This window comes from Bradyrhizobium sp. ORS 111 (assembly GCF_045571485.1).
GTDB lineage: Bacteria > Pseudomonadota > Alphaproteobacteria > Rhizobiales > Xanthobacteraceae > Bradyrhizobium.
This window is the reverse complement of sequence record NZ_CP120701.1, coordinates 6,544,513-6,558,052: the sequence shown is the minus strand read 5'-3', so window position 1 is coordinate 6,558,052 and position 13,540 is coordinate 6,544,513. Positions and strand designations below refer to the sequence as shown.

The window sequence follows — 13,540 nt, the reverse complement described above, 5'->3', positions numbered from 1 at the left end:
TGCGGTCGCGGTCACAGCACTTTGCCCGGGTTCATGATGCCGAGCGGATCGAGCATCGTCTTGATGGACCGCATCAGCTCGATCGCGACCTTGTCCTTCACGTCGGGAAGCTCGTCGCGCTTGAGCACGCCGATGCCGTGCTCGGCCGAGATCGAGCCGCCCATGCGCAGCACGATCTCGAACACCACGGCGTTGACGTCGTGCCAGCGCGCCAGGAAATCGGCCGCATTGCCGCCGACCGGCTGGCTGACATTGTAGTGGATGTTGCCGTCGCCGAGATGGCCGAACGGCACCGGCCGCGACCCCGGGATCAGCTTCACCACCGCCGCGTTTGCCTCCTCGATGAAGGCGGGGACCGCGGCGACCGGCACCGAGACGTCATGCTTGATCGAGCCGCCCTCGGGCTTCTGCGCGCCCGACATCTCGTCGCGCAGCTTCCAGAACGCCTGGCGCTGGCTCAGATTGGCGGCGATCACGGCGTCGTCGACGATGCCGTCTTCCATGCCCTTGGTGAGGATGGCCTCCAGCGTGTCGCGGGCGTCGTCGCGTGACGACGACAGCTCCATCAGCACGTACCAGGGATGCTTGGTCTGAAGCGGATCGCGGATGTCGATGCCATGGCGGATCGAGAACTCCACCGCGATGTCGGCGAGCAGTTCGAAACTGGTCAGTGCGCCGGCGGCCTCGTTGCGCGAGATCGACAACAGCTTGAGCGCCGCGGCCGGCGATTTCAACCCGACAAACGCAGTCTCGATCGCGCGTGGCTTCGGAAACAGCTTCAGCGTCGCCGCGGTGATGATGCCGAGCGTACCTTCTGCGCCGATGAAGAGGTTGCGCAGGTCGTAGCCGGTGTTGTCCTTTTTCAGCTTGGACAGCGCGTTCAGCACACGGCCGTCCGCCAGCACGACCTCGACTCCGAGCGCCATCTCGCGCGCAACGCCATAGGCCAGCGCCGTGGTGCCGCCGGCATTGGTCGAGAGATTGCCGCCGATGGTGCAACTGCCTTCCGCGCCGAGCGAAAGCGGAAACAGCCGATCGACCTCGCCGGCTTTCTGCTGGGCGACCTGCAGCACCACGCCGGCTTCGCAGGTCATGGTGTTGGATTCAGTGTCGACCTCGCGGATCTGGTCCATGCGGCGCATCGAGACGACCACTTCGCCATTGTGCGGCGTCTGGCCGCCGACCAGGCCCGTGTTGCCGCCCTGCGGCACCAGCGCGATGCGGTGCTCGCTCGCGAGCTTGCAGATCGCGGCGACTTCGGCGGTCGAGCCCGGGCGCAGCACCAGCGGCGAGCGGCCCTGGAACAGGTTGCGCTCCTCGGTGAGGTAAGGCGCGATATCGGCGGCATCGGTCACCGCATATTTCTCGCCGACGATGGCGCGGAATTTCTGGATCAGGTCTGATGGAAGCGGGGGCATGGCAGGCTGGACGATATTCATTGTTCTTGGTCTTTCACTCCCGATATCGAGCATGATGCCATTGCGGCAGCCGCATCACGCGCTGATCTCCATGATTGTGGGTCTGTCCGAGCGGCGGTTCCGTGTTCGGGTCATGCCCGGCCGACGGCCGCGCGGCGCAGCCGGTCGTTGATGGCTTCGCCGAGGCCATCATCCGGAATCGGCATCACCGCGATGGCATCGGCGTTTATTCTGTCGAGCGTGCGCAGGTAACCGAAAAGGTTGGCGGCGGCCTCAGCGAGATCGCCGCGCTCGGACAGGTTCATCACGACGGAAGCGTATGCGGCCCGCGCGACCTTGGTCGGCCCGAACGCCAGCAGCGCTTCGCCGACATGGACGTCGCTGGCGTTGAGCCGGACCGGCGTACGCGGCGCGTAGTGCGAGGCGAGCATGCCCGGCGCGACTGGCTGGCCATCCTCGCCCTCCGCGCCCGGCGGTGGCGATTGCAGGGGAAGGCCGAGCACGCGCTCGATCTCGGCGCGCGGCAGGCCGCCAGGCCGTAGCAGCACCGGGTCCGAGAAGCAGCCGACGATGGTCGATTCCACCCCGACCTCGACCGGGCCGCCGTCGACGATCAGATCGATACGGCCGGCGAGGTCGCCGTTCACATGCTCGGCCGTGGTCGGCGACACATGGCCGGAGAGATTGGCGGAGGGCGCCACCACGGCACCGCCGAAGGTCTTGATGATCTCGCGCGCCATCTTGTGGGCCGGGACGCGAATCGCGACAGTTTCGAGGCCGGCGGTAGCCAGCTCCGCCACCGGGCAGGACAGGGCCCGCGGCAGCACCAGGGTTAGCGGGCCCGGCCAGAACGCTTCCGCAAGCCGCAAGGCCTGCCCATTGAACAGGGCGATCCGCCGGGCGGCGGCCAGATCGGCGACATGGGCGATCAGCGGATTGAAGGCCGGCCGGCCCTTGGCCTGGTAAAGGCGCGCGATCGCAGCCGCATTGCCGGCATCGGCGCCAAGCCCGTAGACGGTCTCGGTCGGGAAGGCCACCAGGCCGCCCTCGGCCAACACCCCCGCGGCCGTCGCGGTTGCGGCCGCACCGGCGGGCAGAACGAGCGTTTTCAGGCCTGTATCCACTGTGACTAAATCCTCAACTGGGTAGCTTGCGGTCCCTGAAACCCGACGCTATAAGCCGGGCCTCTTAGTCGGAGTGTGGCTCAGCCCGGTAGAGCACTGCGTTCGGGACGCAGGGGTCGCAGGTTCGAATCCTGCCACTCCGACCATTCTTTCAATGGCTTATAGTTTCGCCGGTCTGATGGCGCAACGAAATGCGCAACGAATTGGGTCATCTTACACCGTTGCGCGGCCATTTGATGCCATTCTTTCTGGTGCTGGCAGTATCATCAGGGTGGCGGTCCTCGCCCCTTGAGGTGTGGGGGCGACGTCCGGGAACTCTTAGTCGTGATAATCGGCATTCGGTGGCGGGAGGCCCGCGACGCGCGCGTCGACGCTTGAGGTCGAAGCTCGAATGTTGAGCTAGCGGCGTCCCCCGAAAGCCTCTGCCGCTTCCTCTTGGAAGTCCGGATGATGATGGCCGTAGTTTTGCTCGAGCTGCTCGACGGTCATACCAAGCCATCCAGCGGCTTCCCACAGATCGGTACCTGCCTGCATTTGCCACGTAGCCGCGGTATGTCGGAGCGAGTGCCGCACGACTTCATCGCCAAGCCCTGCATCCTCAAGGATTCCCTCCCAGGCGGAGCGGATCTTTCCAGCGAGAGGCTGGCCGTCATGCATGCGGTTGACGACGAAGCGGATTTCCTCGCCATCCTTCATCAGCCCCGCCGCGCGCAGTTTGGCCGAACGCCGCGCGTCGATAGAACGCCAGCGCACCAAATGTGGTCGTAGTCGATTGGCAATTTTTGTTGGAGGACGCCGCTTCTTGGTGGCTTGTTCGTCGCTGCCTCGACCCTGATAGATCATGGCATTGAGGTTCAACCATGGATGCGTAGTGGTCGCCATCCATTGTGTCCGGCGGATCGTCTCCTCTCGCCTGGCGCTGTACAGCCCGATGAGAATAAAGCGTGCTGCCGGCCGACGCCGATTGATGATCCAGCGCTCACGGCGGATCAGGCGCCCGTTCAGAGTGCTCTTCCAGTGACCACGCGCGACATCCCAAACGTAGCCCATCGCTGCACCGAATAGACGAGCGGCCTCGTTTCGCGTTAGCCAACGCTGCCGGCCGTCTGCCTTTGGCGGCAACGTAACCTTTGGCACGATGCTAAGCGTGTGCTCGGCATGGTAGGCGTTAATCGCGGCACGCAGATCTTCTAGCCGCCGCCGCGCCGTTTGATCCGAGACAGTTCCGGCGCGCGGTGTAATACCGGCCGCTCTATTGTTCTGGTTCGGAGCGCCGGTCGACCAGTCGACAAAGTCCCGGCAGAGCTGCGCCTTAAGCTCTGAGATCTTCTTCGCACCGAAAAATGCGTTCAGATCGAGCAAGCGAATGAGCAATAGCTCATGGTCTGCGAGTTTCCGGGAGTCCTGCGACCGGGGTCGTTTCAACGTCTCATAAAAGGTCAGGATATCCGCTATCGAGAGGATACGAGGGTCGGTCGCCCCAATTGCGAACGTGTGGCGCGAGCCGATGTATTTTTCCAGCGCTTGCGCTGCTCCATCAGTGTCATCGCGGCAGCAGCCTGTGCGGATCTGCCGTCGCTTTCCGCCCGATTGATCGAGGATGACCCAGCATCCTTCGTCTTCTCGCAGCCAGAGTCGCGGCGGTTTGGCTTTGCGGCCCGGCATGATGGTTTGACCATTTTGCGGATGGCACGAGGGGTCGTCAGATCCTTCCCTGCTACTTTGGCGATTTCAAGAGTCCCTACAGCCGTGGCCTTGCGCAAGGACGATAACGTCAACGGTCCGTGTGGAAAGAACACGGCAACAGCCTCCACAAGCGTCATCACTTCGTCCTCGTCCCATTGGGCGGGATTGGGCCGCGCTTTTGCGCGGGCGAGCTTGTCGACTTTATGCTTCGGCATGCTTGGACAGGGTGCTCATGGATTAGCGAGCCCTTCGGCTCCGCCGTTAGTTCAAGGTGTATGTGAATTCTGCGTTTCGGGAAGCCTTTCCCTCGGCTAGTGCGGCAATTGGCGGCTGCGAGGTGCAAATCGGACAATTTGATAAGGGATCGACGCGTTCGCGGCATAAATTAGCGGCGGGCGTCCTCAAGACGCACGACACGACCGGTGTCGATGTTCGATCGTGCCGCAGCAGATTGCTTATCTTGCGCAATCATCGATCAGGGTCGACGACGGTAACTTCGAAATGTATGGGGAAATCTCGATGGCAACGTCCGAAACGTACAAAACGTTTCTCAGTCGTGTCACCGAAGCGCGCGAAGCCGTGGCTACCCGCTCGGGTGTCCAAGCGCCAACTCCCCGGACGGTGGTCTTGAAGCTATCTGGCCAATTGTACGAGGTTACACGGCACTGTGCGATAATGGGGAACGTCGGCTTCCTTCGCAGGATTGGGAGGACCATAATTCAACAAGTGCGGCTTTGCCGCTGAAGAACCGCGCAGGCGTCGATGAGAGATCGAACGCAATCGGAAATTACGCCAGATACCCCGCTTCGCCTTGCTGATGCCGTGAAGATCGCATTCCCTATGGGCGGAATGACGGTCGCCGGCCTGCGACGTGAGCGCGATCGTAACCGACTGCTAGTTGAGAAGATTGCCGGCAAGGAATTTACCACTCTGGCTCACATTGAACGGATGCGAGAGCTATGCCGCGACGAAGCAAGGGCGCCAGGCTCCAGCTCAAGGCCGCCCGCCGAGACAAAAGCGGAAAGATCACCCACCAAGCGACCTGGATTATCAGAGACAACGGCCGGGATGTCGGCACAGGCTGCGCTGCAGATGAGATTGCGGCTGCGGAAAGGAAATTAGAGGAATACTTAGCGTCTAAGTACACGCCGGAGCGACGAATACGGCACATCGACGATATTCCGGTCGCGGATGTTCTGTCGATTTACTTAGATGCGCAGCTTGAAAAGCTTCGCGATCGCTTTAACGTCGATGGCGAAAACGAAGATTCCATTCCCGCTATCCGCAAGTTCAAGAAGCGCATCGAGCGATTGAACGAGTGGTGGGGCGCAAAAATGCTTGGCGAAGTAAACGGAGAGGCATGCCGCTCATACAAGAAATGCCGCAGAAAGGGCGGCGCGCGCCGAGATCTTGAGGATCTGCGTGCCGCTGTTGGTCACCATGCAGCCGAAGGATACCACAGGGAAATCGTCAAGGTCTCGTTGCCGGAGAAGGGTGAGCCGCGCGACAAGTGGTTGACACGCAGCGACGCGGCCAAGCTGATTTGGACTTGCTGGCGCTATCGCGAACGGCAAAAGAATTCGCGCCGACCGATGGAGGATGTGAAGGCCCCGACGCGCAAGCGTCCGCTGCGACATCTTGCTCGCTTCATACTCTTGGGCATCTACAGCGGGACGCGGGCTGGAGCCATAGCCGCGGCATCACCAATCCCAGCGGTCGGTCGTTCTTATGTCGACCTGGAGCGCGGACGCTACTACCGTCAGAAGCAGGGCAGCGCGAAAACCAACAAGCGGCAACCGACGGTCCCGATCCCCTCGCGCTTGCTCACCCACTTGCGGCGTTGGCACCGCATTGATCCAGACGCAAGGCACTTCGTTGAGTTCAACGGCAGGCCGGTGGCCTCGGTCAAAACCGCATTCAAGAGCGCCGTCAAGCTTGCGGGGCTTGGTCCCGGAATATCTCCTCATACCTTGCGACACACGGCGGCGACTTGGCTGATGCAGAGGGGCGCAGATCCGTGGCAGGCAGCTGGCTATCTCGGAATGTCACTTGACGTCCTGCTGAACACCTACGGTCATCATCACCCAGATTATCTCTCCGACGCCGTCGAGAAGATCGCCATGCATGAGCACAGCGAACGAAATGCGCACGTATCTGGTGCGGTTTCTGGTGCGGTTATCCCGCTTCGGCCAAACAAGATCCAATAAGGAGTTGATTTCATTGGTGGGCCCGGCAGGACTCGAACCTGCAACCAGACCGTTATGAGCGGCCGGCTCTAACCATTGAGCTACAGGCCCCGCCGCCTGCGGGCCGCTTTGGCGCGGCCGGCAACGGTGCGGGCTCCGTTTACAGGGTGCCTGGGCATTCGGCAATGCCGCCCAGAGCCGCCGATCGCTCTGCGATCTCCTGATCGGCGGCCTGCTGGAACAGAGGCCAGACGCCGGTTTTTCGCGGTCGCCGACGCCTCAATCCACCGAGACTCCCGCGAACTCGACCACCTTGCGCCATTTCTCGGTCTCGTCCGCCACCAGCTTGCCGAATTCGGCCGGCGTCATCTGCTTCGGGATGCCACCGACCTCGGCGAGGCGGGCCACGAGCTTCGGGTCCTTCAAGGCTTCGCCGACCGCCTTGTTGAGCGTCTCGACAATCTCCGGCGGCGTGCCCTTCGGCGCCGAGATGCCGTAGAAGCCGACGGCCTCGAAGCCCGGCACCGTCTCGGCGATCGCGGGCACGTCGGGCACGGACGGCCAGCGCTGCGGCGAAGTGACGCCAAGCGCCCGCACGTTGCCGCCGCGGGCCTGCTCCAGCGCCGACGGAAGATTGTCGAAGATCAACTGCACCTTGTTGGAGATGATGTCGGGGAAGGCGATCGCCGAGCCGCGATACGGCACGTGCAGCATGTCGCACTTGGTCATTGCCTTGAACAATTCGGCCGACATGTGCACCGAGGTGCCGTTGCCCGAGGAGGCATAGGAGATCTTGCCGGGATTGGCCTTGCAGTAGTCGATGAACTCCTGAACGGTTTTGACCGGCATCGCGTTCGAGACCACCAGCATGTTGGTAAGCTGCATGATGCTCGCGACCGGCGTGGTGTCACGCAGGAAATCGAAGGGCAGCTTCTTGTAGAGCGAGGTCGAGATCGCATTGTTGGGTGCGACGAACAGCAGCGTGTAGCCGTCGGCCGGCGAGTTGATCGCGGCAGCGGCGGCGATGTTGCCGCCCGAGCCGGTGCGGTTCTCGACGATGAATTGCTGGCCGAAATGATCCGACAGCCACTGGCCCATGATGCGGGCGACGATGTCGACCGGGCCGCCGGCGGCAAAGCCGATCAGCCAGCGCACCGGGCGGTTCGGATAGTCGGAGGCGGAGGAGGGGACGACAGAGGCAAGGCAGCAGACCAGGCCGAGTAGCGTCGCGCGGACGAAGCGGATCATTGTTTCTGCCGTCATTTTCTTGTGAGCATTGCCGCCATGGTTTCACAAAACGCCGGCTTTGCCTACCGACGTCGGCCGTGCGACGATTGCCTGCCCTGCATCGCATGCTGCTTGAGGCCTGACATGAAATTCGCTGTTATGATTTGCGCCGGCGCATTGTTGCTCGCGAGTGGCGCGGGCGCGCAAGAGCGGGATAGGGCCATGTCGAAGACCACGATCCATCTCGGCACGGCGACGCCGGGCGGCGGCTTTCCGCTCTATGGCAACGCCTTCGCCGAGGTCATCAACGCCGCCGACCCGACACTGTCGATCGAGCCGCGCAACACCAAGGGGTCCAACGAGAACATCCCGCTGCTCGAGGCCGGCACGATCGATATTGCAACCGTTGCGGGCGAGCCGTCCTATGAGGCCTTCATGGGAATCGGGCGGCCGGCGGCGACGAAGCTGAAGATCCTCACCGCGATGTACTCGAGCCCCGGCATGTTCGTGGTTCGCGCCGACAGCCCCTACAAGACGATCCAGGATCTGGTCGGCCAGCCCGTCGCGTTCGGCGCCAGGGGCTCCGGCCTGCCGATCCTGTCGCGCTACGTCCTCGACGGCATCGGGCTGAAGCAGGACGAGGACTTCAAGTCGATCTACCTCGATCGCGCCGGCGACGGCCCGGCGATGGTGGAGGACGGCCGCGCCGCCGCGCTGTGGGGCGCTGGCATCGGCTGGCCCGGCTTCACCAAAATGGCCGAGAGCCCGAGCGGCGCCCGCTTCATCGCGCCAAGCGCAGACGAGATCGCGCGCATCCGCGCCAAGCACGCCTTCCTGAAGCCGTTGACGGTCCCAGCGGGCAGCTATCCGAAGCAGACCGAAGCGATCGCCTCGGTCGGGTCCTGGAGCTACATCCTCGCGCGCGAAAGCCTGCCCGACGATGTCGCCTATCGGCTCGCGAAGACGCTGCACGGCGCCGAGGCGACCTTCTGCAAGAAGCTCGCGCAGGCCTGCGAAACCACCGCGGCGAACACGGTCGCCGCCGCGCCCGACATCAACCTGATCCACCCCGGTGTGCTCAGATACTTCCGTGAGATCGGGGTGGTGCGGTAGTGCGGCGAATGGCGAGTTGCGAATAGCAAATGGTGACATCTATTCGCTACCCCCCATTCGCCATTCGCTGATCTCAGTTCTTCACCAGCGGGCAGGCCGGGTCCGGCGGGCCGAACGCGTCCTCGCCCGAGATCTTCGTCAGGATCTTGTAATAGTCCCACGGATATTGCGATTCCTTGGGCGTCTTGACCTGCACCAGCCAGAGGTCATGAACCATCAGATTGTCCTCGCGCAGCTTGCCGTTGCGCGCGAAGAAATCCTCGATCGGCTTCTCGCGCATCTTGGCTGCGACCTTCAGCGGATCGTCGGTGCCCGCCTCCTTGATGGCGTTGAGATAGTGCATGACCGAGGAATAGACTCCGGCCTGCCACATCGTTGGCATCCGGTTCATCTTGGCGAAATAGCGCTTCGACCATTCCCGGGTCTTGTCGTCCATGTCCCAGTAGAACGAGGTGGTCAGCAACAGCCCCTGCGCGGCCGAGAGGCCGATCGAGTGGACGTCGGTGATCAGGGCCAGCAGCGCGGCCATCTGCTGCCCGCCGGCGAACACGCCGAACTCGCCGGCGGTCTTAATCTCGTTGGTGTTGTTCGGCGGCCCGCCGGCAATGCCGATGATCTTCGCTTTCGATGCCTGCGCCTGCAGGATGAAAGACGACAGATCGGGCGTCGCAAAGGGCGGCCGCACCGCGCCCAGCACCTTGCCGCCGTTCTTGGTCACCACAGCGGACGCGTCCTTCTCCAGCGAGTGGCCGAACGCGTAGTCGTCGGTGATGAAGAACCAGCTATCGCCGCCGCGCTTCACCACTTCTTTGGCGGTGCCGACCGCGAGCGCCCGGGTGTCGAACACCCATTGGATCGCGTAGGGCGAGCAGAACTTGCCGTGGAAATCGGTCGCGCCGGTCGAATGCGTGATGAACAGCTTCTTCTTCTCGTTGGCGATGTTCTGCACCGCGAGCCCGACCGCCGACACCGGAACGTCGACGATGAGGTCGACCTGATCGACGTCGTACCAGCGCCGGGCGATGGTCGCGCCAATGTCGGGCTTAAGCTGATGGTCGCCGACGATCACGGAGATCGGCTTGCCCAGCACCTTGCCGCCGAAATCGTCGACCGCCATCTGCGCGGCGGTGACGGAGCCTTGTCCGGTCGGGGTCGAGGCCGGGCCGTTCATGTCGGTGAGCACACCGATCTTGACCACGTCGTCGGAAATCTGCGCCATCGCGGCCGAGGAGGCCACCAACGCGGCTGCGAGCGTCCCGAACATGGATAGTCTTCTGGCGATCATCCTGTCTCCCTCCCTGAATTGGCGCATTGGCCCGTTATTCTTTGTGCCGCGGCTTTGCCGTGTGGCCATATTGGTTTCTTTTGCAACCATTTTAGGGTCTGCGTCAACGCGCCTTCGGTCTAATGGCGGGCGCCGGACCGGCCCAAGGCGGTTTCCTTCGGCGTCGATTCAGTCCATAGCGGGCCATGGTCACAGCCCAACGCTTGCCGCCTTCGCTCACTCCGCTTGACGTAGCGCTCGCCGCATTGTTGCGCGACATCACGCCGGTCGAGCCGACCGCGTTGCCGCTCGCCGATGCCTTGCGCTGTGTCGCCGCCGAGATGCCGCCACTGCGCGCGCATCCGTCGCGCGACGTCGCGGTCCATGACGGCTGGGCAATGCGCGCCAATGATCTGGTCGGCGCGTCGTCCTATGCGCCCTTGCCGCTGGCCGCGGCCCCGGTCTGGGTCGAGGCCGGCCAGGCTATGCCCGGTGCCACCGATTGCGTGGTCGACGCCGACGCCGTTGACATCTCCGGTCCGCTTGCGCAGGTGCTTGCCGAAGCGATCCCGGGGCAGGGCGTCCGGCGCGCCGGCGGCGATCTCGCCGACGGGCGGACGCTGATGGAAGCAGGGCGGCCCGTGCGGCCGCGTGACCTCTTGCTTGCGCGAACCGCCGGACTGGAGAGGTTGCGCGTACGACGGCCGCAGCTTCGCATCGTCAATAGTCCTGGCGGCATGGTGACCGCGCCGTTCATCGCGGAAGTGGCGCGCAGCGCGGGCGCCGATGTCGTCTGCGTCGACGCAACGGGCCGTGATGCGGCGGCGATCGCAAGCGCACTCGATGCGGATGGTTGCGATCTGCTGATCACGATCGGCGGCAGCGGCGTCGGCCGCAGCGATGCGACGGTGACCGCGCTTGCCGCGCGCGCCGAAGTGATCGCGTATGGCATCGCCTTGCAGCCCGGCCGTACCACGGCGGTCGCGCGGATCGATGCGACGCCGGTCATCGCCTTGCCGGGCGCACCCGATCAGGCCTTCGCGGCGTGGTGGGCAGTTGGGGTTCCCGTGCTCGATCATCTGTCGGGACGACGTCCGCGCGAGATGCTCGCGCTGCCGCTGGCGCGCAAGATCGCCTCGAGCGTCGGCATCGCGGAGGTCGTGTTGCTTGCGCGGCAGCAGGACACCTGGATGACGCTCGCCATCGGGGAACTGTCGCTCGAGGCGATCGCGCGCGCCGAGGCCGTGCTGATCGTGCCGGGCGCCGCCGAGGGCTTTGCTGCGGGCACCTCCGTCGATGCCTATATGTTGCGAGAGTGAGTTCCCGAGATAAGCGAGATGCCCGTGTCGAGCGACAGCAAGCAGCATCATCATCCCGGGTCCGGTGCTGGCGCACCATCCCGGAATGACGATGGCTCCCGCCTCGATCAGGACCAGTTCCTGACCATCCTCTCGCGCGAGGACGCGCTCGCGCGCTTCGAGGCTGCGCTGTTTCCGCGGTCGGTGCCGAGCGAGACGCGGCCGCTCGCCGATGCGCTCGGTTGCGCGCTGGCGGAGGACGTGGTCGCGCCGATCGACGTGCCGCCGTTCGATCGCTCCAATGTCGACGGCTTCGCCGTGCGCTCGGCCGATCTCGCGAGCGCCGGCGAAGCAGCACCGGTCCGCCTGGTGCTGAACGACGAGGTCATCGCCTGTGGCACGGCGCCGATGCGGCCGGTGCTGTCGGGCACCGCGACGGCAATCGCGACCGGCGGGCCAGTGCCGCGCGGCGCCGACGCCATCGTGATGGTGGAGCACACCCAGCCCGCCGGCCATCGCGCGATCGAGGTTCGCCGTGCGGCGTCGCCGGGACAATTCGTCTCCTATGCCGGCTCCGACATTGCGCGCGGCGAGGCGCTGCTGCGCGCCGGCACTATTATCGGCTCGCGCGAGATCGGCATGCTCGCGGCCTGCGGCATCGCGGAGGTTCAGGTGGCACGGCGGCCCCGGGTCGTGATCCTCTCGACCGGCGACGAACTGGTGCAGCCGGGTGAGAAGCTGCGGCCGGCCGCGATCTACGACACCAACGGCGCCATCGTCACGGCGGCAATTGCCGAGAATGGCGGCGAGGCACGTTTCCTTGGCGCAATCGCGGACGACGAGGCCGAGCTCGAAGCCGCGATGCGCCGGTCGCTGGCAGAGAGCGACATGCTGGTGCTGTCGGGCGGCACATCCAAGGGCTCAGGCGACGTCTCGCATCGGATCATCAGCCGGCTCGGCAAGCCCGGCATCATCGCGCATGGTGTGGCGCTGAAGCCCGGCAAGCCGCTCTGCCTCGCGGTCTGTGACGGCAAGCCAGTGGTCATCCTGCCGGGCTTCCCCACCTCGGCGATGTTCACCTTCCATGACATGATCGTGCCGGTGCTGCGGCGGATGGCCGGTCTGCCGCCGCGCTCGGATGCCAAGGTGATGGCCAAGGTGCCGGTGCGGATCGCGTCCGAGCTTGGGCGCACCGAGTTCGTGATGGTCTCGCTGGTCGAAGGCGCCGATGGCCTGATCGCCTATCCCAGCGGCAAGGGCTCTGGCGCGATCACGTCGTTCGCGCAGGCCGATGGCTTCCTGAAGATCGACGCGCTGGCCGATCAGATGACGGCGGGCAGTGAGGCCGAGGTGACGCTGTTCACGCCGCATGTGCGGGTGCCTGATCTCGTGATCGTGGGCAGCCATTGCATCGGGCTCGATCTCATCACTGCGCCGCTCGCGCGTGCCGGCCTGACTGTGCGGTCGATCGCAGTGGGCAGCCTCGGCGGGCTGGCGGCCGCCAAGCGCGGCGAGTGCGATCTCGCGCCGATCCATCTGTTCGACGACAAGACCGAAACCTACAACACGCCGTATCTCGCCGCCGGCCTCGAGCTCGTGCCGGGGTGGCGGCGCATGCAGGGCATCGTGTTCCGCAAGGACGACACGCGCTTTGCCAGATTGAGCGCGCAGGATGCGGTGCGCGCCGCGCTCGCCGATCCCGCCTGCATCATGGTCAACCGCAATCAGGGCGCCGGCACCCGCATTCTGATCGACCGGCTGCTCGGTGGCAGCAGGCCCGACGGCTATTGGAATCAGCCGCGCTCGCACAATGCGGTCGCGGCCGCCGTGGCGCAGCATCGCGCCGACTGGGGCATGACCATCGCGCCGGTCGCCCATGCGTCCGGACTCGGTTTCATTCCGCTCGCCGAAGAGCATTATGATTTTGCGCTGGCGACGGCGCGCAAAACGCGGCCGGCGGTGCGGGCGTTCCTCGACGCGCTGGCGTCCGATGAAAGCCGTGCCGCATTGACCGAGGCAGGGTTCAGGCCGGCCTAGCCCGACATTCCGCCGCAACAGCAGGATCTCCGGCGTACGATGCGTGGACGACTCCGCTGGCCGCGTGAGCGGTGGGCATGTTGCGCAACAAGTCAGCCGTCGTCCCGGCGCAGGCCGGGACCCATAACCACCGAGGTTGCTGATACGCGCGATGGTGACCCAGCCTCGTGCAACCATGAAGATTTGG

The 13,540-nt window shown here is 64.5% G+C and carries 9 protein-coding genes and 2 tRNA genes; 5 read left to right on the top strand and 6 right to left on the bottom strand.

The window, feature by feature from the left end:
* Nucleotides 1–11: 11 nt before the first annotated feature.
* Together P6U30_RS30100 and P6U30_RS30095 are read right to left on the bottom strand one after the other, a co-directional pair.
* On the bottom strand, nucleotides 12–1,439 hold the full coding sequence (locus tag P6U30_RS30100; RefSeq protein WP_407166412.1) for an FAD-binding oxidoreductase: 1,428 nt from the start codon (nucleotides 1,437–1,439) through the stop codon (nucleotides 12–14).
* 110 nt (nucleotides 1,440–1,549) lie between these two features.
* Nucleotides 1,550–2,542, bottom strand: a complete 993-nt coding sequence (locus P6U30_RS30095; RefSeq protein WP_407166411.1) for an L-threonylcarbamoyladenylate synthase — start codon at nucleotides 2,540–2,542, stop codon at nucleotides 1,550–1,552.
* Nucleotides 2,543–2,611: 69 nt separating this feature from the next.
* Between P6U30_RS30095 and P6U30_RS30090 the strand changes: the two genes are divergently transcribed.
* Nucleotides 2,612–2,688: transfer RNA gene (locus tag P6U30_RS30090), tRNA-Pro, on the top strand.
* A 253-nt stretch (nucleotides 2,689–2,941) separates the two neighbouring features.
* Here P6U30_RS30090 and P6U30_RS30085 read toward each other — a convergent pair.
* Nucleotides 2,942–4,207, bottom strand: a complete 1,266-nt coding sequence (locus P6U30_RS30085) for a hypothetical protein (RefSeq protein ID WP_280976143.1) — start codon at nucleotides 4,205–4,207, stop codon at nucleotides 2,942–2,944.
* 980 nt (nucleotides 4,208–5,187) lie between these two features.
* Between P6U30_RS30085 and P6U30_RS30080 the strand changes: the two genes are divergently transcribed.
* Entirely contained in the window at nucleotides 5,188–6,435 is a 1,248-nt protein-coding gene (locus P6U30_RS30080) for a site-specific integrase (protein WP_280976145.1), read from the top strand.
* Nucleotides 6,436–6,449: 14 nt separating this feature from the next.
* Here P6U30_RS30080 and P6U30_RS30075 read toward each other — a convergent pair.
* Nucleotides 6,450–6,525: transfer RNA gene (locus tag P6U30_RS30075), tRNA-Ile, on the bottom strand.
* A 168-nt stretch (nucleotides 6,526–6,693) separates the two neighbouring features.
* Entirely contained in the window at nucleotides 6,694–7,662 is a 969-nt protein-coding gene (locus tag P6U30_RS30070; protein WP_407166410.1) for a Bug family tripartite tricarboxylate transporter substrate binding protein, read from the bottom strand.
* A gap of 123 nt (nucleotides 7,663–7,785) precedes the next feature.
* On the opposite strand from P6U30_RS30070, the gene P6U30_RS30065 reads away from it, so the two are divergent.
* On the top strand, nucleotides 7,786–8,754 hold the full coding sequence (locus P6U30_RS30065; RefSeq protein WP_407166409.1) for a TAXI family TRAP transporter solute-binding subunit: 969 nt from the start codon (nucleotides 7,786–7,788) through the stop codon (nucleotides 8,752–8,754).
* A 73-nt stretch (nucleotides 8,755–8,827) separates the two neighbouring features.
* Here P6U30_RS30065 and P6U30_RS30060 read toward each other — a convergent pair whose 3' ends face one another.
* A complete protein-coding gene (locus tag P6U30_RS30060) occupies nucleotides 8,828–10,018 on the bottom strand; it encodes an ABC transporter substrate-binding protein (protein WP_407166408.1) in 1,191 nt (396 codons plus the stop codon).
* Between the two features lie 206 nt (nucleotides 10,019–10,224).
* On the opposite strand from P6U30_RS30060, the gene P6U30_RS30055 reads away from it, so the two are divergent.
* Nucleotides 10,225–11,337 carry a molybdopterin-binding protein gene (locus tag P6U30_RS30055; RefSeq protein ID WP_407166407.1) on the top strand — a complete coding sequence of 371 codons (1,113 nt, stop codon included), beginning with the start codon at nucleotides 10,225–10,227 and terminating at the stop codon, nucleotides 11,335–11,337.
* A 120-nt stretch (nucleotides 11,338–11,457) separates the two neighbouring features.
* Nucleotides 11,458–13,353, top strand: coding sequence for a molybdopterin biosynthesis protein (locus P6U30_RS30050; protein WP_407170570.1), 1,896 nt, complete (start codon nucleotides 11,458–11,460; stop codon nucleotides 13,351–13,353).
* The last annotated feature ends 187 nt before the right edge of the window (nucleotides 13,354–13,540 follow it).